Origin of the sequence: Rhizobium sp. BT-226, from assembly GCF_025847085.2 — a bacterium.
GTDB classification, from domain to species: Bacteria; Pseudomonadota; Alphaproteobacteria; order Rhizobiales; family Rhizobiaceae; genus Rhizobium; species Rhizobium sophorae.
Map to the genome: position 1 here is coordinate 1,052,548 of NZ_JAOYTI010000003.1, position 19,968 is coordinate 1,072,515.

Annotated in this window: 19 protein-coding genes; 13 read left to right on the top strand and 6 right to left on the bottom strand. The window is 60.1% G+C overall.

What is annotated here, in order from left to right; translation table 11 throughout:
• Positions 1-7 precede the first annotated feature (7 nt).
• From OIU37_RS24445 to OIU37_RS24465, 5 genes are read left to right on the top strand one after another with little or no spacing between them, the layout of a single operon-like run.
• Positions 8-685, top strand: a complete 678-nt coding sequence (locus OIU37_RS24445; protein WP_240604682.1) for a GntR family transcriptional regulator — start codon at positions 8-10, stop codon at positions 683-685.
• 55 nt (positions 686-740) lie between these two features.
• Positions 741-2,069, top strand: coding sequence for an ABC transporter substrate-binding protein (locus OIU37_RS24450; RefSeq protein ID WP_264258865.1), 1,329 nt, complete (start codon positions 741-743; stop codon positions 2,067-2,069).
• Positions 2,069-3,007, top strand: a complete 939-nt coding sequence (locus tag OIU37_RS24455) for a carbohydrate ABC transporter permease (RefSeq protein WP_264258866.1) — start codon at positions 2,069-2,071, stop codon at positions 3,005-3,007. Before OIU37_RS24450 ends, OIU37_RS24455 begins: the two co-directional genes overlap by 1 nt.
• Positions 3,007-3,822 carry a carbohydrate ABC transporter permease gene (locus OIU37_RS24460; protein ID WP_027664817.1) on the top strand — a complete coding sequence of 272 codons (816 nt, stop codon included), beginning with the start codon at positions 3,007-3,009 and terminating at the stop codon, positions 3,820-3,822. The genes OIU37_RS24455 and OIU37_RS24460 overlap by 1 nt, the downstream gene beginning before the upstream one ends.
• 18 nt (positions 3,823-3,840) lie before the next feature.
• Entirely contained in the window at positions 3,841-4,797 is a 957-nt protein-coding gene (locus OIU37_RS24465; RefSeq protein WP_240604679.1) for a sugar kinase, read from the top strand.
• 45 nt (positions 4,798-4,842) lie between these two features.
• On the opposite strand, the gene OIU37_RS24470 is transcribed toward OIU37_RS24465, so the two are convergent.
• From OIU37_RS24470 to OIU37_RS24480, 3 genes are all read right to left on the bottom strand, one after another.
• The gene (locus OIU37_RS24470; protein WP_171603873.1) at positions 4,843-5,688 is read right to left on the bottom strand and encodes a carbohydrate ABC transporter permease; all 846 of its coding nucleotides are present in this window, start codon (positions 5,686-5,688) and stop codon (positions 4,843-4,845) included.
• A gap of 3 nt (positions 5,689-5,691) precedes the next feature.
• Complete coding sequence (locus OIU37_RS24475) at positions 5,692-6,630, bottom strand: carbohydrate ABC transporter permease (protein ID WP_164049153.1); 939 nt, start codon at positions 6,628-6,630, stop codon at positions 5,692-5,694.
• Between the two features lie 88 nt (positions 6,631-6,718).
• Entirely contained in the window at positions 6,719-7,966 is a 1,248-nt protein-coding gene (locus OIU37_RS24480) for a sugar ABC transporter substrate-binding protein (RefSeq protein ID WP_171603874.1), read from the bottom strand.
• A 572-nt stretch (positions 7,967-8,538) separates the two neighbouring features.
• Between OIU37_RS24480 and OIU37_RS24485 the strand changes: the two genes are divergently transcribed.
• Complete coding sequence (locus OIU37_RS24485; RefSeq protein WP_171603875.1) at positions 8,539-9,573, top strand: LacI family DNA-binding transcriptional regulator; 1,035 nt, start codon at positions 8,539-8,541, stop codon at positions 9,571-9,573.
• Positions 9,574-9,593: 20 nt separating this feature from the next.
• Here OIU37_RS24485 and OIU37_RS24490 read toward each other — a convergent pair whose 3' ends face one another.
• Together OIU37_RS24490 and OIU37_RS24495 are read right to left on the bottom strand one after the other, a co-directional pair.
• Positions 9,594-10,529: an alpha/beta hydrolase gene (locus tag OIU37_RS24490; RefSeq protein WP_240604678.1), complete on the bottom strand. Its 936-nt coding sequence runs from the start codon at positions 10,527-10,529 to the stop codon at positions 9,594-9,596.
• A complete protein-coding gene (locus tag OIU37_RS24495; protein ID WP_264258867.1) occupies positions 10,526-11,674 on the bottom strand; it encodes a Gfo/Idh/MocA family protein in 1,149 nt (382 codons plus the stop codon). Before OIU37_RS24495 ends, OIU37_RS24490 begins: the two co-directional genes overlap by 4 nt.
• A gap of 282 nt (positions 11,675-11,956) precedes the next feature.
• Between OIU37_RS24495 and OIU37_RS24500 the strand changes: the two genes are divergently transcribed.
• Complete coding sequence (locus OIU37_RS24500; protein ID WP_264258868.1) at positions 11,957-12,775, top strand: sugar phosphate isomerase/epimerase; 819 nt, start codon at positions 11,957-11,959, stop codon at positions 12,773-12,775.
• A 92-nt stretch (positions 12,776-12,867) separates the two neighbouring features.
• Here OIU37_RS24500 and OIU37_RS24505 read toward each other — a convergent pair whose 3' ends face one another.
• The gene (locus tag OIU37_RS24505; RefSeq protein ID WP_264258869.1) at positions 12,868-13,629 is read right to left on the bottom strand and encodes a DeoR/GlpR family DNA-binding transcription regulator; all 762 of its coding nucleotides are present in this window, start codon (positions 13,627-13,629) and stop codon (positions 12,868-12,870) included.
• 244 nt (positions 13,630-13,873) lie between these two features.
• Here OIU37_RS24505 and OIU37_RS24510 point away from each other — a divergent pair, with 244 nt between their 5' ends.
• The 6 genes from OIU37_RS24510 to OIU37_RS24535 all read left to right on the top strand — a co-directional run bounded on the left by OIU37_RS24510 (position 13,874) and on the right by OIU37_RS24535 (position 19,964).
• The gene (locus tag OIU37_RS24510; RefSeq protein ID WP_017956604.1) at positions 13,874-14,674 is read left to right on the top strand and encodes a class I fructose-bisphosphate aldolase; all 801 of its coding nucleotides are present in this window, start codon (positions 13,874-13,876) and stop codon (positions 14,672-14,674) included.
• Positions 14,675-14,677: 3 nt separating this feature from the next.
• On the top strand, positions 14,678-15,619 hold the full coding sequence (locus OIU37_RS24515; RefSeq protein ID WP_240604675.1) for a PfkB family carbohydrate kinase: 942 nt from the start codon (positions 14,678-14,680) through the stop codon (positions 15,617-15,619).
• Positions 15,620-15,957: 338 nt separating this feature from the next.
• Complete coding sequence (locus OIU37_RS24520) at positions 15,958-17,103, top strand: ABC transporter ATP-binding protein (RefSeq protein WP_264258871.1); 1,146 nt, start codon at positions 15,958-15,960, stop codon at positions 17,101-17,103.
• Between the two features lie 133 nt (positions 17,104-17,236).
• Positions 17,237-18,313 (top strand): Gfo/Idh/MocA family protein, encoded by a 1,077-nt coding sequence (locus OIU37_RS24525; RefSeq protein WP_264258872.1) that lies wholly within the window; start codon positions 17,237-17,239, stop codon positions 18,311-18,313.
• Positions 18,313-19,158, top strand: coding sequence for a sugar phosphate isomerase/epimerase (locus OIU37_RS24530; RefSeq protein ID WP_264258873.1), 846 nt, complete (start codon positions 18,313-18,315; stop codon positions 19,156-19,158). Before OIU37_RS24525 ends, OIU37_RS24530 begins: the two co-directional genes overlap by 1 nt.
• Positions 19,155-19,964 (top strand): alpha/beta fold hydrolase, encoded by an 810-nt coding sequence (locus OIU37_RS24535; RefSeq protein ID WP_264258874.1) that lies wholly within the window; start codon positions 19,155-19,157, stop codon positions 19,962-19,964. The genes OIU37_RS24530 and OIU37_RS24535 overlap by 4 nt, the downstream gene beginning before the upstream one ends.
• Positions 19,965-19,968: the final 4 nt, after the last annotated feature.

Genomic DNA, 19,968 nt, shown 5'->3' on the forward strand with positions numbered 1-19,968 from the left:
GTCAGGCATGTTTTGGGAAGAGGCGATGGACGAAACGGACGAGCAGCCGACGCTGCGGGAAAAGGCGTATGCGAGCTTCACACGCCACCTTCTTGCGCGTGACGTGCGCCCCGGACAGTTCGTTTCGCAGCGCCGCCTCGTCGAGCTGACAGGGCTGACGCTTGGCGCCATCCGCGAACTCATCCCGAGGCTCGAAGCCGAAGGGCTGATCAAGACGGTGCCCCAGCGGGGTTTGCAGATTGCGCATATCGACCTCAACCTCATTCGCGAGGCGTTCCAGCTGCGCGTGTTCCTGGAGAAGGAAGCGGTCGCGCTTTTCACCCGCTCTGCGTCTGACGAGACAATCGCCGGACTTTTGAAGCAGCATCAGGATATCGCCGACGCCATTCGAAGCGGCGATGGATCGCACGAATTGGAAGTGCATGCGCAGGCTGTCGATTGGGGCATGCACGACGCCTTCATCGATGCCCTTGGAAATACCATCATCTCGAACGCCTACCGGGTGAACTCGATCAAGATGCGCCTGATCAGTCAGGACCGTTTTCGCATCGAAGGTCACGTCGGGCCTGTCATGGTTGAGCACCTGAAGGTGCTCGAGGCGATCGAACGACGATCGGCGGAGGACGCCGTCAACAGCCTTGTCGCACATATCAATCATGCAAGAGATCGTGCGCTCAGGATATAATCGGAAATAAACAGCCGGGGATGAGGAGATCGCCGGCAAAAGGAGGAGGAATCACATGTCATCGTTTTTGAATCCGACGAGACGCGGCTTTCTGGCAGGTACGGCCGCTTTTGGCGCCAGCAGCATGCTCGGCGTGCGGTTGGCATCGGCTGCCGTCGATTGGAAGCGCTTTGCCGGCACGACGCTTGAAGTCAACCTGGTCAAGAGCCCGCGCAGCGAAATACTTCTGAAGTACTTGTCCGAATTCGAGGAGCTCACCGGCATCAAGGTCAATGCCGAAGCGACGCCCGAACAACAGCAGCGTCAGAAAACGACCATCGAGCTGAGCTCCGGCAAGCCCAGCTTCGATGTTGTGCACATGAGCTACCACGTCCAGAAGCGGCAGTTCGAAAAGGGCGGCTGGCTTGCCGATATCGGCGGTTTTCTCAAGGACCCCTCTCTGACCGACCCGTCTCTGATTGAAAGCGACTTCGCCGAAGCCGGCCTGACTTTTGCCAGAGATCCGGACGGCGTCCTGCGTTCGCTTCCATTCTCGGTCGATTACTGGATCATCTACTGGAACAAGACGCTGTTCGAGAAGAAGGGGCTCGCCTACCCGACGACGTTCGAAGAACTCGCCAGTGCTGCGGAGGCGCTCACCGATCCTTCCACCAACACCTACGGCTTCGTCGCCCGCGGCCTGAAGAACGCCAACACGCCGGTCTGGACGTCGCTGCTGCTTGGGTATGGTTCGAGCCCGCTCGGTCCGGATGGCAAGCTGCGCACGACATCACAAGAAGCGATCGATGCAGCCAAGCTTTACCAAAGGCTGATGACCAAGACCGCTCCTCCCGGCGTCTCCGGCTTCAACTGGGCCGAGGCGCAGTCGGCCTTCCTGCAGGGCAAGATCGGCATGTGGCTGGACGGCGTCGGTTTTGCGCCGCCGATCGAGAATCCGGAAAAGTCGCGCGTCGTCGGCCAGGTCGGTTACGGCATCATGCCGAAAGGTCCGAAGGCGCAGGCCGCAGGCACCTTCGGCGACGGGCTTGGCGTCGTCGCGGCAAGCCAGAAGAAAGAAGCCGGCTACCTCTTCTGCCAATGGGCGATTTCGCATGAAATGGGTGCACGTCTGCTGCAGGCCGGCGCCGGCGTTCCTTTCCGCCAGTCCGTCCTCGAGGATGCGAAGGTCCGCGAAGGCGTCAAGATGCCGGCCGCATGGCTTGATGCCGTCGTCGGTTCCGGCAAAATCTCGCAGCTCGCGCTGCCGGTCATCATACCGGTCACCGAGTTCCGCGACGTCTATGGCGTCGGTCTCACCAACATGATCGGCGGCGCCGATCCCGAAACCGAACTGAAGGCAGCGACGGCACAGTTCGAACCCGTCCTGGCGAAAAGCGAGGGATAATGGCCTCGACAAGCATCGAAACGGCCACAGTGGCCAAGACGTCGAAAGGAGGGAGCAAACCGGATCGGTTTGCTCCCAACTACTGGCCCTTCGTCATCCCGGCGCTCATAGTCATCGCCGCCGTCATCGTCTTTCCGTGGGTGTTTACGGTGTGGATGAGCGTCAACAACTGGACGCTCGGCCAATCGCAGGTCTTTGCAGGGCTGGACAATTACGCGCGTCTCACCACCGACATGCGCTTTTGGGAGTCGCTGTGGCATACGGTGCTCTATACGACGCTTTCCGTGGTGGTCCCCCTTTTTCTGGGGACGCTTGCGGCACTGATCTTCGATGCTCAATTTCCGTTGCGCGGTCTTATTCGCGGCATATTCGTGATGCCGATGATGGCCACGCCCGTCGCCATCGCACTCGTCTGGACGATGATGTACCATCCGCAGCTCGGCGTTCTCAACTATCTCCTCTCCTTCATCGGCATCGGCCCGCAGGAGTGGATCTATAATCAGAGCAGCGTCATCCCGTCGCTGGTGCTGGTCGAGACCTGGCAATGGACGCCGCTGATCATGCTGATCGTGCTCGGTGGGCTCGCGGCGGTTCCGCGCGAACCTTATGAAAGTGCGGAGATCGATGGCGCCAATGTCTGGCAGAAATTCCGTTATCTGACGCTGCCGATGATCGCACCGTTCCTAATGATCGCCGTGATCATCCGCAGCATCGATGCGGTAAAAAGTTTCGACATCATCTATGCCATGACCCAAGGCGGCCCCGGCACGGCGTCGGAGACGATCAACATCTATCTCTACAACACCGCTTTCGCCTACTACGACATCGGCTATGGCTCGGCTATGGCGGTTGTCTTCTTCATCCTCATCGTCCTGCTCTCCTTCGTCCTTATGATGCTGCGGCAACGCGTGAACTGGTCCGACGGGGGGGCACGCTGATGAAACGCAAGACGCTCGATCGCATCGGACTGCTGTTTGTTGCCCTGGTGATGATCTCGCCGGTCGTCCTGTTCTTCCTCTGGATGATCTCGCTGTCGCTGAAATATGAGATCGACAACGGCGCCTATCCGCCAATCTTCATTCCGGAGCGCTTGGCCTGGTCGAACTATCTGAAGGTTTTCGAGGAGAACAACTTCTTCCTCTATCTTTGGAATTCGGTGCTGGTGACGGGTGCCGCCACGCTTCTGGCGCTGCTGATCGGCGTGCCGGCCGGATATGGCATCGCGCGGTTGAAGGCGGAGAAGTCCGCGATGGTCATCATGATTGCGCGCATGACGCCGGGCCTTTCCTTCCTGATCCCGCTCTTCCTGCTGTTTCAGTGGCTAAATCTGCTCGGCACGCTTCTGCCGCAGATCATCATCCATCTCGTCGTCACCGTGCCGATCGTTGTGTGGATCATGATCGGGTATTTCGAGACGACGCCGATGGAGCTGGAGGAGGCTGCAAGCATCGATGGCGCGACGCCCTGGCAGGTTTTCCGCCTGGTCGCTTTGCCGATCGCCAGGCCGGGCATCGTTGTCGCCTTCATCCTGTCGGTCATCTTCTCGTGGAACAACTTCGTCTTCGGCATCGTGCTCGCCAGCCGCGAGACGCGCACGCTTCCTGTCGCGGTCTACAACATGCTCTCGTTCGAGCAGGTCAGTTGGGGTCCGCTGGCGGCGGCGGCGTTGATCGTCACCTTGCCCGTGCTGATCTTGACGGTGTTTGCGCAACGGCAGATCGTGGCGGGCCTGACGGCCGGAGCCGTCAAGTAAGCGGGTGAGACAACGAACTTGACGACTTCTTCTGCCTTCGATGCGCCTCCCGGTCGGGCGCGCCGCGTTTTGTGTGTCGGCGCGGCGGTTATGGACACCCTGTTTCGGGTGCGCTCGTTACCGACCGGCCAGGGCAAAATCCTGCCCTACGATATGCTCCAGATCGCCGAAGGCATGGCATCGAGTGCCGCCTTTGCGGTCGCCCGGCTGGGCGGCAATGCCAGCCTCTGGGGCGCAGTCGGCAACGATACCACCGGCGAACGCATCATTGCCGACCTCGGTAACAGCGGCATAGACACGAGCGGCATGCTGCGCGTGGACGGCGCCCGCTCGGCCGTCTCGACCATTCTCGTCGATGATCAGGGCGAGCGCCTGATTGTGCCTTTCTACGATGCGGGCCTGCACGAGACGGTCAAGCCGGTCACAAGAGAGGACGTTTCTTCTTTCGATGCGGTGCTAGTCGACGTCCGGTGGCCGAAGCTTGCGGTGCGGACGCTGTTGGCCGCCCGAGAGGCGGGCAAACCGGGCATTCTCGATGGCGATGTCGCAGGCGATGGCGTGATCGAGATGCTTGCACCGGCGGCCAGCCACATCGTATTCTCGCAGCCGGCCGCCGAGCGCCTTGCGGGTGCAGCCGAGCTGGTGAAGGTCGTCGGCCTTCTGAAGCGAAAGTTCGAGCATGCTTTCATCAGCGTCACGGCTGGCGAAAATGGTTCCTTCTGGTTCGATGACCTAACCGGCGACGTCTTCCATCTTGCCGCTTCGAAGGTGAGGACGGTCGATACGCTCGCAGCCGGCGATATCTTCCATGGCGCTTTCGCGCTGGCCACCGCGGAAGGCTTGCCGATAGAAGAAGCGATGCGCTTTTCATCCATGGCGGCGGCGCTCAAATGCCAGGTCTTCGGCGGACGTATCGGCGCGCCCACCAGAGCCGAGATCCGCGATGCCCTGCGGGATTGGAGCGCTGGGCGGTAGTCGTCGCCTGCAGCATGAGTTTTCAAAGCCAGGATCAGCGCTCCATCAGCTTTTGACTGAGCCGGCGGTCATGCCCGCCAGGAAGTAGCGTTGAGCAACCAGGTAAAGGACCAGAAGGGGAAGGGAACCGAGCACGCTCATCGCCATCATTTCGTTCCATTCGAAAGCGTGCTGGCCCATTAGAAGCTGGATGCCGATCGGAACGGTTCTGAGGTCCATCGACTTTGTCAGCGTCAGCGCAAAGAGGAATTCGTTCCACGCCAGCAGGAAGGTGTAGACCGCGGTGGCGACGATCCCGGGGATGGAGACCGGAACGATGACGCGCCATAGGGCCGTCCAGCTCGAGCCGCCGTCGACCAGGACGGCCTCGTCCAGCTCTTTCGGCAAGGTGTTGAGATAGCCTGTCATCAGCAGGACGGCGTAAGGCAGCGTGAAGACCATGTAGGTCAGGATCAGCGCCAGATAGGTATCGAAGATCCTGAAGGCGACCACCATTCCGAAATAGGGGATGAGAAGGGTGATCGGTGGAACGGTCTGGGTGCTGATGATGAAGATGTTCAAGGTGTTCTTGAAACGGAACTGGTAGCGGCTGAAGCCGTAGGCGGTTACGATCGCGACAATCAGGGTCAGGGCGGTGACGACGCCGGCGACGAAGTAACTGTTGATGAAGAACCGCACTTTCACGGGATCGTTGAAGATCGTCAGATAGGCGGCCACCGTAAAATCATCCGGCAACAGCCGCGGCGGAAGGGCGAAGATTTCCGTATTCGACTTCAGCGAACTGAAAAACATCCACACGATCGGAAAGGTCGAAAAGACGAGGCCGATCGCCAGGCCGAGATAGGTCAGGATGGTCGGCAATACCGAGCTCTTGAAGGAACGCTTTGCCATGGATCACCTGCGCTGCTGGTGTTTGATGTAGAAGTAGGTGACGCTCATCGAGATGATGAGGATGATCATTGCGCTCGCCGAAGCCAGCGAGAATTCGTACTGGGAGAAGGCGAGTTTGTAGGTGAAGGTGGAGAGCACTTCCGTCGAATAGATCGGGCCGCCGCCCGTCGTCATCCATACGAGTGGAAAAACCTGCATCGTCCAGATGAAGTCGAGGAGCGCGATGCTGATGATGATCGGCATCAGCTGCGGAATGGTGATGTACCAGAACTTTTGGACTTCGTTCGCGCCATCGATACCGGCTGCCTCGTAAAGCTCCTTCGATATACCCTGGAGGCCGGCGAGCAGGCTGACCATGTAGAGCGGATAGCCCGCCCAGATGTTTGCGAAGGTCAAAGCGTGGATGGCCGTGCGTGTCGAGGAGAACCACTCGACCTTGAAGTTGATGATATGGAGCGCCATCAGCACGCTGTTGACGACGCCGTTCGGGTCGAGCAGCAGGCGCCAGATGATGGCGATGATGACGGCCGTGAACAGCCAGGGCAGGATGAAGAGCACGCGCAGGATGCTGCGAATGAGCGGATCGACGCGGTTGGTGTTCAACAGCAGCGCGAAGGCCAGGCCGATGATGAAGTGGAAGATGACGCTCATGATCGTGAAATAAAGCGTCTGCACGACCGACTGCCAGAAGACCGGATTCTCGAAGATGGTCATGTAATTCTGGACGCCCGCGAAGGCAGCGTCCTTTTTCATGATGGCGCCGTCCATCAGTGAATATTTGAAGACCATCACCATAGGAAACAGCATCAGCAGAACAAGCAGCAGTGTCGCCGGCGAAACGTAGAAATACGGCACCAGCTTCCTCAAGGTGCTGTAACGAAGCCATCCTTTTCTTCGCGCTTTGGCTTGCGCGGCGACCAGAGCCGTAGCCGAATGATTCATGAGCTGTGACTTTCCATTCTGCCGAGATTTGACGACTTGCACCGGCAGCGCATGGTTGCGCTGCCGGTGATCCGTGAAAGCGGCGTGCTTAGAACTTCGCCAGCCAAGCCTTCTCAGTATTGGCAGCTGCCTCCTTGGCTGACTGCCCGCCGTCGAACATCTTCTGAACTTCGACGTTCATGTCGCGCATCAGCTCTTCGGCAACCGGAAGGCCGACGAATTCGTTCGCCGGATAACCGCTCTGGAAGATTTTGAAGGCTTCCGCGAAGATCGGGTCCGAGGCCACGAAGTCCGGCTTGGCATGGACGTTGCCGGGGAAGGCATTGGCAATCGAGACGAGACGGCCGTTGACGTCAGGGCTCATCAGGTATTCGACGAGCTTCCAGGCTTCTTCCTTGTGCTGGCTGCCCTCGCTGATGCCGATGCCCCAGGACGCATAGGGCATGCCGCGCTTGCCGGTGTAGCCATCAGTGGCCGGCAAGGCGGAGATGCCGAAATTGAGCTTCGGATTACGCTCGCGGATGAGGTTCACATGGGCGAGGGAATCCACCATCATTCCGACGCGGCCATTGACGAATTCCTCGACCTTGTCCTGTTCCTTCTTGGCAAAAATGCCGGGAGAAATAACGCCTTCCTTGTTGAGAGAAGCGATATAGTCGAGCGTGCCGACGACGGCTTCATTTTCGAGGTCAGGTTTGCCGTCCTTCAGCATCGAGGCGCCGGAGGCCCAGACCCAGGACATGACGTCGTTCTGGATTCCGCTCGGAGACTGCAGCGATAGCGGCAGGACCCAGCCGTACTGGTTCTTCGAGGCGTCGGTCATTTTCTTCGCGGCTTTGGCAAATTCCGTGCGCGTGGCCGGCAGCTTGTCGACGCCGGCGGCCTTGGCGATATCCAGGTTGATGAAGACGGGGTAGACGAAGGATGCCAGCGGGAACATCACGCTCTTGCCATCGATCTTGACGATATCGGTGATCTGGCTCTTGTCGTATTTCGCCTTCTCCATCAGTTCGTCCATGGAGGCGATTGCGCCCTGCTTGGAGAGCCCGTTTACCCACGCACCATCGAGGCCCACCACGTCGCTCAGCGTTCCGGAGGCTGCGCCGACGACGATCTGGTCACGCGTTGTGGCATAGGGACCGCTGACCAGCGTCACCTTGATGCCGGGGTTTTTGGCTTCGAAATCGTTCATGATGCTGCGCAGAGCGCCCGACGGCATTTCGGGTTCCCACCATTGAATGAACTCGATGGTGGTGTCGGCAAACGCCGATGTGGCGCAGAGCGCCCATACCGCCACGGCAGCCCGCATCGTCACGCCGAATTTTCTGATATTCATTTGTGCCTCCCAAAGATTGTCAGTTAATCGATCCTCCTCAAGATCGTAGGCAAAGTAGGTTCCCTGAAGCCCCTATCTGTCAATGAAGAACTGCGATCAGGAAAAGATGGGAGGCCGGCATTCACGGCGCGTGCTGCGTTAAATCATTGATAAAAAATCATAAAATTGATTGACATCATCAGTGTTTTTCTGCAGCATTTGTATTGCTTGTGACGCATTTTTTCTTTACTTTCGTAAACAAATGAAAGTTTACCCAATAAAATGAAAAAGCGTGGCACCCGGCTTCTTCATTGCAGATTTTCGAATTTTAGGTGCTGAAACAAGCGCCTTTTGCAACCGCGCGGCGCAAACGGCACAAGTCACAAATGGAGGGAATATTTCGATTTTCGAAAGGAGGGCAGGGCCTGCACAAAAATGACGGATCACGCCGGTTATGCGTTGATTCTCGACGATTCCGGAAAACGAAGCTCACCTGTACAATTGCCGAATGCGTGATTTGGCGCGTCGGCGGATCTGCCGTTGTGCGAAATCGTTCCCGATCAGTTGTCGTCGTCCCGCCAATAAGGAATTGAATGGCCAAGAAAAGTTATAAATCGATGGACGACTTCGCGAGCGCCTCCGGCGTATCGCGTCCGACCTTGTCGAAATATTTCGATGATCCCTCGCAGATCAAGGAGGTGACCCGCAAGCGTATCGAGGCGGCTCTCAAGAAGTCGCATTTCGAGCCGAACCTGTTCGCGCGGCATCTCAATCGCAAGCGGACCAGGAATATCGGGATTCTGGTCCCGACCATGTCGGATCCCTTTTATGTGCAGGTCGTGTCGCTGATCGAGCTGGAGTTGCGTGAAAAGGGATTCTGGCCTGTCCAGATTTCTTCGCACACGCGGCCGGAGCTGGAGGCGGAGGCCGTTCGGACCTTGCTCTCGCTGAAGGTCGCGGGTGCGATCGTGGCGCCGCTCGGAGCCGGTTCGCGCCGTTCCGCGCTGGAAAGGCTGAGGGATGCCATACCCGTCGTCTGCTTCGACAATCCTGCCGACGCCGACCTTCCTTATGTCGGTAACGACAATGCGCAAAGCATGGCAGCCATTGTGCAATATCTCTGCCGGTCCGGTGAGCCGCCGATCTTCCTGGAAATTCCGCATATGACCGAAAATGCCGGCGAGCGGCAGGCGGGCTACCGCGCGACGATGGCGAGGGAAGGGCATTCCCCGTTGGTCATCGATTGCGACGCGCCGCCTTCCTGGGAATTCGAGCGCCTCGGATACGAGCAGATGCAGAGAATTCTTGCGAATGGCAGTCTTCCGGGCAAAACGCTGCTATGCGCCAACGACCGCTTCGCTTTCGGCGCGATGGCAGCTGCATTCGCTTCGGGACTGAAAATCGGCCGTAGCGAGGGGTGCGATGTACGCATCGCCGGGCACGACGATCACCCGCTCAGCCGATATACCTGTCCGTCGCTGACGACGATGGCCCAGAACGCGCCCGAGATCGCCGCAAAATCCGTGGAGCTTTTGCTGGCGCATATGGAGAGCGAGGATGACGGAACGACCCCTGTGACGAACAAGGTAATCCTCGAGGCAACGCTAGTTATGCGCGAGTCGGCTTGAGGGCGGCACGGGTTTCCGCGTCAACGGGCAAGCGCTGGGTCCATGGCGCGCCATGCCGTTGTCATGGCTTCGAGGGCCTCTTGCCCCTCCGGAATGGCTTGCCTCTTCGATACGAAGCCATGGATCTGTCCGGGCCAGGTCCGGGTCGTTGCCTTCGCCTCGGTGCTGAGCCGCTCGGCATAGGCGGCCCCTTCGTCGAACAGCACGTCATGTCCGGCAAGGATCACGAGGGCCGGCGCCACGCCCGCCAGCGACGCTACATTAAGCGGTGAGGCTCGCCAGTCCGACCGGCTCGCGGCGTCCGGCAGATAGTGGTCTCGGAACCATTTCATCGCGGCTGCCGTCAGGCCGAAATCCTCTTCGTAACGTGAATAGCTGTCGGTCGTCTGCAACTGGTCGGTCACCGGGTAGATCAGCACCTGTCCGATGACAGGCGGCACCTGCCCGTCCCGCGCCAGCAGGGCGACGACGGCGGCCAGATTGCCGCCGGCGCTATCGCCAGCGACGACAATCCGCAAGGGATCGATGCCGAGCGCATCAGCCTGCTCTGTCATCCAGACGAGTGCGGCGGCACAGTCGTCAATGGCAGCGGGAAAGGGATGTTCCGGGGCCAGGCGATAGTCGGGCGAAACCACGACGGCGCCTGCCATATTGGCAAGCGTCCGGCAGATATCCTCGTGGGTTTCCGGCGCTCCGATCACAAAGCCGCCACCATGGAGATAAAGCAAGGCCGGTGCGCCCTGGCGCGGCGCGGCCCGTCCGCGCCATATTTTCAACCTGATGGCGCCGGCATGCCTTTCCAGGATCTCGGCGACGTCCTCGAGCGGCCGCTGGATCTCTGCGAAACTATCCAGATATTGCTGCCGCGCCAGCGCCGGCGTGCAGCTTTCGACCGGCGTTTCCGGATCGCCCGGCCATGCAAGCGCGCGTTTGGCGGATTCATCCAGTTGTGTCATGCCAGCAAGCTCCTCGCTTCGTCTTCCCGCAATTCCATCGGCTGCGCGACGGTACCCGAAATGGTCTGCGCGATACCGGTTTCGCCGGCACGCAGGATCGCTTCCATGACTTCGAGCACGTGCAGCGCCAGATCGCCTGAAGCGCGCGGCTTACGGCCTTCGATGATTGCGCGTGCGAGATCGGCAAGACCAAGCATGCGATAGTTGGCACGGTCCGGCGCTGCGATCGGCCAGTTGACGGCGCCAAAGAGTTCGCCTGATGTATCCGTTTCCTGCCAAGGCGCGCCACGGCCGGAGAGCGCGACGGAGCCGCCGAAATTGTCGGGGTCGGGCAAGCGGAGCGAGCCTTCGGTGCCGTGGAGTTCAATGGGGTGGTTGGAATGGCGGAATACGTCCCAGGAGGTGCCGAAGGTGACCGTGGCGCCGCAATCGAATTCCAGCAGCGACAGCACGCTGGTCGGCGTGCCGACCTTGAACGTGGTGCCCTGTTTCGGCCCTTCGGCGGTGATGAGCCGCTCTTCCTGCCCGCTTGTGGCGACGGCCTGCACACGGCGGATCGGCCCCATCAGATTGACCATCATCGTGAGATAATAAGGCCCCATATCCATGAGTGGGCCTGCGCCGGCCTGGTAATAAAAGCTGGGATCCGGATGCCAGTGTTCCATGCCACGCCCCATCATGAAGGCTGTCCCGGTCACCGGCTTGCCGATGGCGCCGGCTTCCATCTGCCGCCGGGCATGGCGTCCGGCCGCGCCCAGGAACGTGTCTGGCGCCGAGCCGAGCATGAGGCCCTTGGCGGCGGCGGCATCCACCAAGCCGCGTCCTTCTGCGGCCGTGACGCCGAGCGGCTTCTCCGTGAAGACATGCTTGCCTGCCGATAGAGCCCGCATCGAAACGTCAAAATGTGCGGCCGGGATCGTCAGGTTGAGGACGAGGTCGATGTTCTTATCGTCAATGAGGCTGTCGACGTCCGCCGCGTGCAAATTGAACTCCGCCGCGCGACGCTTGGCGGCGTCGGCGTTGAGATCGGCACAGGCGGTGATTTCGACGCCGCAAAACAGCGGCGCGTTGCGCATATAGGCAAGCGAAATATTGCCGCATCCGACAACGCCGATCTTGAGTTTCATACCATTGGTCTGTGCCATCTAAGAACCTGATTTGCCGTTGCGGCTGCGGAGAGTTGAGGGGTGCCGACGTTTTAAGCGTAAGGAATAAATTATATTGACGCACGGTAACATTTGACCGTACGTAATGACAAGACGCTGGGATCGCAATCTCCGATGAAGAGCTCGCCGTTTCCGGTTTTCGATCCGCCTCTCGGCGGAGGGGCTTTCGGCAGACGCGGGGTGAAACGCGCGAGGATTGCGTGCGCGGAAGCTTACGGCTTCGGTATCGGCTGCGATCAACGAATAGGTCAGGACCAAGATATGAAAAATGCTGAGCTGCAGATCGGTTGCCAGACATTCACCTGGGAGATGCTGGGGACAGATTGGGGCGGCGGTCCGGACGATCTGGTGCGCGCCATTGCCGGTGGCGGATATGCCGGTATCGAAATCACCGACACGATGATCGGTCACTACGCGCTCAAGCCCGCCGCCTTTGCCCGTACGCTGACGGATGCCGGCTTGGCGTTGGTTTCCTTTGCCTTCGGCTCCCCCAGCGGCTTCACGGTGGCGGAAAAGATTGCCGCCGATCTCGACACGGCGCGGCGATGGGTCGATTTCGCGGCGAACTTTCCCGGTGCGATGGTCTCGATGGGGTCGGCGACGGTTGTCTCGGATGGTCCGCGCGATGAGAAGTTCGCCATTGCGGCGGAGTGCTATAATCGTGCGACCGAGATCGGACAGTCGGCTGGCGTCGTTGTTGCTGTCCATCCTTCCTCGCACCACAACACGCTCCTCTTCACCCGGAACGACTATGACCGCCTGTTTGCTCTCTTGGATCCACGCGTGGGTTGGGTGCCGGATACCGGCCATATCCTGCGTGGCGGCCAGCAGATCGACGATACGCTGGCAGTCTACCGGGACCGTATCCGCTACGTGCATCTGAAGGATGTCGACGCCGGCGGGATCTGGGCGATGCTGGGCGAAGGCGTCTGCGACGTGCCTGCCGTGATTTCGGCCGTTCGGGATGCGCCGAACTTTATCGGCTGGATCGTGGTCGAGGAAGAATCGGACCATGCCGCAACCGATCCTGCTGCGGCCGTTCGCGCGAACCGCGAGACGCTTCGTGGTCTGGGATTTTAGCCCAGCTCGTATTCCCTGGCGTCGGCCAAAGCCATGCGTCGACGCCAAAGCCTCTCCTGTCTCTCTTGTAAATTGGAGAGGTGGACTGCAGGTCACGCGTAGCGAACCTCGACCCCGAGCTTGTCCAGCCGGTGGCGAATGCTGTGCGGCATGTTGCTGTCGGTGATGATCAGATCGACGCGCGACAGCGAGAAAGCTTTGGAGGAAGCGCCGATATCGAATTTGCTCGAATCCGCCACGAGGACGACACGCCGGGCCATGCGAACCAGGTTGCGCTTGGTCCGGGCGATGTCTTCGGAAACATCGACGACGTCGAAGGCCTGATCGATCGCGTGGGCGCCGACAAAGGCCTGGTGGGCGACGAGGCCGCCAACCGCCTTGTCGGAGTCCTGTACGATCGTGCTGACGGTACTGGGAAACACGCGGCCGCCGATCATGTGTACGTCGAGCCCTGGCCGGTACATCAGATGCTGGGCGATGTTCATCGCCGTTGTCGCAACCACGACGTTGTTGACCGTTGGCATCTGCATGGCCACCTGCAGCAGGGTCGAACCGCTGTCGAAGACGATCGACTGATTATCGATGATCTGTCGCGCAGCCATCTGGGCGATGCGTCGCTTCGCATCGAAATTGCGCTGCATGCGTTCCTCGAAGGCCGCCGCCGGCGAGTCGGACGGCAGGGCGATTGCCCCGCCATGTGTTTTGATCAGCTGCTTCTTGGCGTCCATGATTTCAAGGTCGGAGCGGATCGTCACTTCCGAGACTTCGAAGAATTCCGCGAGCTGGCGGGTGCGCGCCTGACCGACCCGTTGAAGTTCCAGCATGATCTGCTGCCGCCTCTGTTCTGCAAGCATATGTGATCCCGACTGCTGTTATTTGCAACAACGCGACTTTTGAAAAACGAAAGTTCGCCGTCTCATTCCACGGCTCGTGCTGCAGAAATAGCCGTTCGATGACAAAAATGCACGTCAAAAATTCATCATTCATGTAAAAACGAAAGAAATCGAAATATTGAATATTTGTTTGTTTTCGAGTTAGGGTTTCGCCAGCATCGGCGCCAGCAATCGCAAAGGCTGCCATCACAAAGGAAGTATCGCCATGGGTCTCGGAACCAAAGTCCGCCTCGCACGCCTGTTCTCGAATCCATCGGGTCATTTGTTTGGAGGCGCCGTCGATCATTTTGTCGGTTATGGCAATGTGCGTGAGGGCGGGCTTGCCGACCTGCCGGGTGCACTCAGACGCGTCATGGCGGGAGGCCCCGACTACATCAGCATCCAGCCTGGCGCGGCGCGCCACCTGTGGTCGGAATATGCCGGGAAGGCAGCGCTCGTCATTCAGGGCGGTTGCTTCACCGCCGACGACCGTATTCGCCAGCTCATTGCGACTCCGGAAGACGCGGTGCGTTATGGTGCGGACGCTCTGGCTGTCGCCATTCCCGTGCGCGGCGCCACCGAAGGGGAGTATATCCGCTGGCTCACCGATACGGTCAACGCCGCCGCCCGCTTCGAGATGCCGGTCGTCGCCCATGTCTATCCCCGTGATTTCTCCGACGGTGGCAAGATCGTGTTCACCCCGGATGAGATTGCCTATGCGGTGCGCATCGGCTTCGAGGCCGGCGTCGACGTGATCAAGGTCGGCTATACCGGCGATTTCGAGTCCTTCCGCGAGACCGTTGCGACCTGTCCGATTCCAGTCGTGATCGCAGGCGGCCCGAAAACGGATACGCTGCTCGGAGCGCTCGTCCAGACCTCGGAAGCATTGCGCGCTGGAGCCAAAGGCGCGGTCGTCGGTCGCAACCTTTGGGGTCACGGCGATACGACCATGGCGGCGCGCGCCTTCAAGTTCGTCATTCATAACGGGATGGCGCCGGAGGATGCGCTGGCGGCGGCCGGTGCTTGAGACATGTCGCGCCCTTTCCAGGTTCTGGGCTTCGGCGCCCTGGCAATCGATGACATCATCTATGTCGATCGGGGGCTGACGGCCGGCAAGGGGAAAGTGACGAAGCGTGCCATTGACCATGGCGGCAACGTGGCGACGGCCCTTGTTGCCGTCGCCCGGCTCGGCGGACGGGCCGGCTTCATCGGCTGGCTCGGTGATGAGCTAACGGCCGACGTGGCGGGCAGCGAACTCGAGCAGGACGGCGTCGACATATCGCTGGCTCCCCGCCACGCTGATGCCGCGCCGATCCGCTCCGTGATCACGGTCGGTCCCGACGGCGACCGGTTCATCGCTTATGATGACGACGTGCTGCACGGCACGTCGGATGCGCTGCCCGACGACATTCTGATGCAAGCCCCGGTACTGCTGATCGACGGCTATGCCACGCACTCCGAAAGTGTCGTGGCGCGCGCACGCGCCCTGGGCCTGGCCGTGATTGCCGATATCGAATGGACGGTCGGCGCCGCGACCGACCGGATCCTGGCTTTCGCCGATCATCTGGTGCTGCCGCTCGCCTTTGGGCAGGAATACACCGGCGAGGATGATCCCAGGATGATCCTGGACAAGCTCTGGTCCGGGGATCGGTCTGCTGTTGTCCTGACTGATGGCGAACGAGGGACCTATCTCCGCCAGAAAGGCGATACCGTCAGGTGGCATGTGCCGGCCTATCAGGTTCAGGCGGTCGATACGACCGGCGCCGGTGATTGTTTTCACGGTGCCTACGCCCTTGCCCTCGCGGAGGGGAAGAGCCCGCTTGATTGCACTGCCTATGCCACGGCGGCGGCGGCCATTTCCGTGACCGCACGGGGAGGGCGCCGAGGCCTGCCAGATCACCAGACGTGCATGGCATGGATGGCGGCGGAGAATGCGCCCGCGCCGCTCCCGATTCCCAGATGTCAAGAATGAGCGCGGGCGGCGATGGGTGCTGGCTCCGGTCGACCGCCCCAACAGAGCCTCACGGTCACGTGTCATTGAATCGCATTGAGCGATCACTCAACGGCTGCAACTGCAACCATAAAAGTTACGCGCGGTAAAAAATATAATTCCGCATTTGATTTTTAATTTCTCTCAAAAGATTTATATTTTTCAGATAGATACTAGAGACGGTTGGTGATCTGCGGCGAACTATCCTCGATTCTTTGGTTGACTTTGAAGCTCAGGCCTGAGCTTTCTTGTCGAAAGGATCGGAGACGGCGGGAGCGCCGTCTGAAGATATGATCCGGACTGGTACGGGAGGACGAGACGTGGCTGTGGCTGTACTCGACAAGATCTGCAAGACCTATGGAAACAGCTACCATGCGATCAAGGATCTGAGCCTGACGATCCATGATGGCGAGTTTCTGATTCTGGTCGGGCCGTCCGGATGCGGCAAATCGACCGCTCTGCGCATGATTGCCGGGCTCGAGGAAATCAGCAGCGGAACATTGAGCATCGGCGGTCAGGACGTCGTGGATCTCGCGCCCAAGGACCGGGACATTGCCATGGTCTTTCAGAGCTATGCGCTTTATCCGCACATGACCGTATTCGACAACATTGCATTTTCGATGAAGCTGGCGGGAAAGAACAAGGCCGAACGCACCAAGCGCGTGCACGAGATCGCCAAGATCCTGCAGCTGGAGCCCTTGCTGGGCAACAAGCCCACGCAGCTTTCCGGCGGCCAGCGCCAGCGTGTTGCGATGGGCCGCGCCATGGTCCGCGAGCCTGCGGCATTCCTCATGGACGAACCGCTCTCGAACCTCGATGCGAAGCTGCGTGTTCAGATGCGGGCAGAGATCGCAAGCCTGCAGAGACAGCTGGGCGTGACGACGATCTATGTGACGCACGACCAGACCGAAGCGCTGACCATGGGCGATCGGGTCGCGGTGCTGAAGGGCGGCGTGCTTCAGCAGGTGGATACGCCCAAGGCTCTGTATCATCGCCCGGTCAATGCGTTTGTCGCGGGCTTTATCGGTTCGCCGTCGATGAACCTTTTCGAAGGGCGTCTGGCGAGCGGGCGGATCCATCTGTCGGGCTTCTCCATTCCCTTGTCCGACGGCGCCTTCGAGCGTGCTCCCGGTCTATCGGCTTTCGAGGGAAAGGCCGTGATCTTTGGGGTCAGGCCCGAAGACCTCTATGACAGCCGGTTGCCGTCCGGAGCCTCCCATCCGACGATCCCGGTTGTCGTGAAGTCGATCGAGGAACTTGGGTCCGAACTGATCGTGCATTTGAAGATCGACGCGGTCCGCATCGACTCGGGCGATCCCGATGCCGTCGAGGACCTGAGCGGGGCCGCCAACGCCGTTGCGCGGTTCGAAGCGGTCAGCGCGGTCGAGACGGGCCAATCGATCGATCTGGCCATCGACCCGGCGAAACTTCACTTTTTCAATCCTCAAACACATATGGCGCTGTGAAGTGACGAGGGAGAGCCGACATGTCGGTGTCGGTCCGGCCAGAAGACGTCGGCAACGTTCGATGTCTTGAAAGCATTCCATCCGACGCCGAAACCAGCATTCATCTTCAATATCCGATCCAAAGGGCTTATCGATGCCAGCAAAACAGGAACGACGTCTCCGCATCGGCGTATTGGGAGCGGGCCAGATTGCCCAGGCCGCGCACTTCGAGAGCTGCACGAAGGCAGCCAATGCCGACCTCTATGCGATTTGCGACGTCGCCGAGGATCTCCGCGAACGCATGGCCATCACCCACGGGGCGGAAAAAACCTATGGCGACTACGAAAAGATGCTGGCCGATCCCGATCTTGATGCCGTGGTCATCGCGACGGCCGATGCCTTTCACGTCCCGGCTTCCCTACGCGCCCTTCAGGCGGGTAAACATGTCCTCTGCGAAAAACCGGTCGGCGTCACCATCGAGGAATGCCTTGAACTGAAGGCCGCAGTCGACAAGTCGGGAAGGGTGTTTCAGGTCGGGCATATGAAGCGTTTCGATGCGGGGCTCCAAGCTGCCAAATCCTTCATCCGCGATGAAATGGGCGAGATGGTCGCTCTCAAAGCATGGTATTGCGACAGCACGCACCGCTATCCGATGACCGATGCGGTCCAGCCTCTGATCGTCACCAGCGCCAATGCGAAGAAACCCTCCGCCAATCCGAAGGCCGACCTGCGGCGCTACTATATGCTTGCGCACGGTTGCCATCTGATCGACACGGCACGTTATTTCGCCGGCGACATCGTTTCCGTCAACGCTCGTCTGTCCGAGCGAGCCGGTATCTGGTGCTGGTTCGTGGACGTGGAATTTGCCTCCGGCACGCTCGGCCATCTCGATCTCACCGTCCAGGTGCGCATGGACTGGCACGAAGGCTTTCAGATCTACGGCAAGAACGGCAGCATTTTGGGCAAGACCTATAACCCGTGGTACTACAAGACCAGCGAGGTGGACATTTTCCGGGAGGCGGACGGCGCGACCCATCGCGTTCTCGGTGCCGACGGCCACTTCTATCGCCGTCAGGTCGAAGGCTTCGCCCGCACCATTCTGGATGGCGCCGTGATGCAAGGCGCCGATATCGATGATGGTCTGGCATCCGTCCGGGCCATGGTCGCCGTTGCGCGCTCCGTCGAAAGCGGCAAGGCGGTTGCGCTGTCCGACGTCACGGGTGGCGTGTGATGAAGCTCGGCATCTTCGCAAAGACCTTCGAGGGAACGGAACCCGCAACCGTTCTCAACTCGGTCGCTGGCGCCGGGTTCACCTGTGCACAATACAACATGGCCTGCTCGGGCCTTGCGCCGATGCCGGAGATCATTACGGAAGCCCAGGCCCGCTCGGTTGCCGAAGCGGCGCGCGAAAGCGGCGTCGAGATCGTTGCCATTTCGGGCACCTTCAACATGATCCATCCGGATCCCGCCGTGCGCGAGGCCGGCCTTCGCAACCTCGCGACTCTGGCCGAGCGCAGCACGAGCATGTCGACGACCTTGATCACGCTCTGCACCGGCACACGCGACACCATCGACCAGTGGCAGGCGCATGCCGACAACGACACGCCGGAGGCCTGGCGGGATCTCCTCGACGCCATGGGGGCGGCCATCGAGATCGCCGAGCGTTACGATGTCGATCTCGGCATCGAGCCCGAGCTTGCCAATGTCGTCAACTCGGCTGAGAAAGCTTACCGGCTGATCGCGGCACTGAAGAGCCCCCGCATCAAGATCGTACTCGATCCGGCCAATCTCTTCGAGGTCGCGACGCTGGGTGAGCAGCGGAGGATTGTGTCTTCCGCCATCGACCTTCTGGCCGATCGGATCGTCATGGCGCATGCGAAAGATCGCAACCCCGACGGTAGTTTTGCAACCGCCGGCAAAGGTGTCCTTGACTACGCGCATTATCTCGGCCGTCTCAAGGCGATTGGCTTTAACGGCAGTCTTGTCACGCATGGTCTTGCGGCCTCGGAGGCGGCCGGTGTGGCAACCTTCCTGAAGAATAGCCTCGACGGTAATTCTGCGGGGGCAGGAAAATGAAACGGGCGCAACCGTTCGAAACCAGCGACGGGACCATCCTTAATGTGGATATGGCGGGCGAGGGCGCGTCCGTGATATTCCAGCATGGCCTATGCGGAGACGCGGCGCAAACCGACGAAGTCTTTCCGCTCGAAGCGGGGTTTCGCCGGGTTACGATCGAAGCGCGCGGCCACGGCCACTCCCAAGCCGGCAATCTGGGGCAGGTGTCGATCGCGACCTTCTGCGATGATATCGCCGCCTATATCGAAAAGAACCTTACGCTGCCGATCGTGATCGGCGGCATCTCGATGGGTGCTGCGATCGCCTTGCGTCTCGCGGTCAAGCGGCCCGAGCTTGTCAAGGCTCTGATCATCGCAAGGCCGGCTTGGCTGACGGCATCCGCGCCGGAGAATATGGCACCCAACGCCGAAGTCGGGCGGCTTTTGAAAACCCTGCCGCAGGATGAGGCAAAGGCCGCGTTCCTTGCCGGGCCGGTTGGCGTGCGACTCGCCGCCGAGGCGCCGGACAATCTGGCCTCGCTCGCCGGCTTTTTCTCCCGCTCTCCTTTGGATGTGACCGCCGAACTGCTCACCAGGATCTCAAATGACGGTCCTGATGTGACCGACGAGGAGGTCGGCAATCTCACCTTGCCGACACTTGTTATCGGCCATGATCGGGACAGCATTCATCCTTTCGCCTACGCGCATGCTCTTGCCGAGCGGATTGCCGGCGCGCGCTTCGTGCAGATCACATCGAAGACCGAGAGCCGCCCGCAATACGTCGCCGACTTCCGGCTTGCCATGGGCAATTTTCTGAAGGAGCTCTGAAACA

Bases quoted from the DNA above. Each gene is read 5' to 3' on its own strand.
- OIU37_RS24445 (WP_240604682.1), top strand. From the start codon at position 8: ATGTTTTGGGAAGAGGCGATGGACGAAACGGACGAGCAGCCGACGCTG.
- OIU37_RS24450 (WP_264258865.1), top strand. From the start codon at position 741: ATGTCATCGTTTTTGAATCCGACGAGACGCGGCTTTCTGGCAGGTACG.
- OIU37_RS24455 (WP_264258866.1), top strand. From the start codon at position 2,069: ATGGCCTCGACAAGCATCGAAACGGCCACAGTGGCCAAGACGTCGAAA.
- OIU37_RS24460 (WP_027664817.1), top strand. From the start codon at position 3,007: ATGAAACGCAAGACGCTCGATCGCATCGGACTGCTGTTTGTTGCCCTG.
- OIU37_RS24470 (WP_171603873.1), bottom strand. From the start codon at position 5,688: ATGGCAAAGCGTTCCTTCAAGAGCTCGGTATTGCCGACCATCCTGACC.
- OIU37_RS24475 (WP_164049153.1), bottom strand. From the start codon at position 6,630: ATGAATCATTCGGCTACGGCTCTGGTCGCCGCGCAAGCCAAAGCGCGA.
- OIU37_RS24480 (WP_171603874.1), bottom strand. From the start codon at position 7,966: ATGAATATCAGAAAATTCGGCGTGACGATGCGGGCTGCCGTGGCGGTA.
- OIU37_RS24485 (WP_171603875.1), top strand. From the start codon at position 8,539: ATGGCCAAGAAAAGTTATAAATCGATGGACGACTTCGCGAGCGCCTCC.
- OIU37_RS24490 (WP_240604678.1), bottom strand. From the start codon at position 10,529: ATGACACAACTGGATGAATCCGCCAAACGCGCGCTTGCATGGCCGGGC.
- OIU37_RS24495 (WP_264258867.1), bottom strand. From the start codon at position 11,674: ATGGCACAGACCAATGGTATGAAACTCAAGATCGGCGTTGTCGGATGC.
- OIU37_RS24500 (WP_264258868.1), top strand. From the start codon at position 11,957: ATGAAAAATGCTGAGCTGCAGATCGGTTGCCAGACATTCACCTGGGAG.
- OIU37_RS24505 (WP_264258869.1), bottom strand. From the start codon at position 13,629: ATGCTTGCAGAACAGAGGCGGCAGCAGATCATGCTGGAACTTCAACGG.
- OIU37_RS24510 (WP_017956604.1), top strand. From the start codon at position 13,874: ATGGGTCTCGGAACCAAAGTCCGCCTCGCACGCCTGTTCTCGAATCCA.
- OIU37_RS24515 (WP_240604675.1), top strand. From the start codon at position 14,678: ATGTCGCGCCCTTTCCAGGTTCTGGGCTTCGGCGCCCTGGCAATCGAT.
- OIU37_RS24525 (WP_264258872.1), top strand. From the start codon at position 17,237: ATGCCAGCAAAACAGGAACGACGTCTCCGCATCGGCGTATTGGGAGCG.
- OIU37_RS24530 (WP_264258873.1), top strand. From the start codon at position 18,313: ATGAAGCTCGGCATCTTCGCAAAGACCTTCGAGGGAACGGAACCCGCA.
- OIU37_RS24535 (WP_264258874.1), top strand. From the start codon at position 19,155: ATGAAACGGGCGCAACCGTTCGAAACCAGCGACGGGACCATCCTTAAT.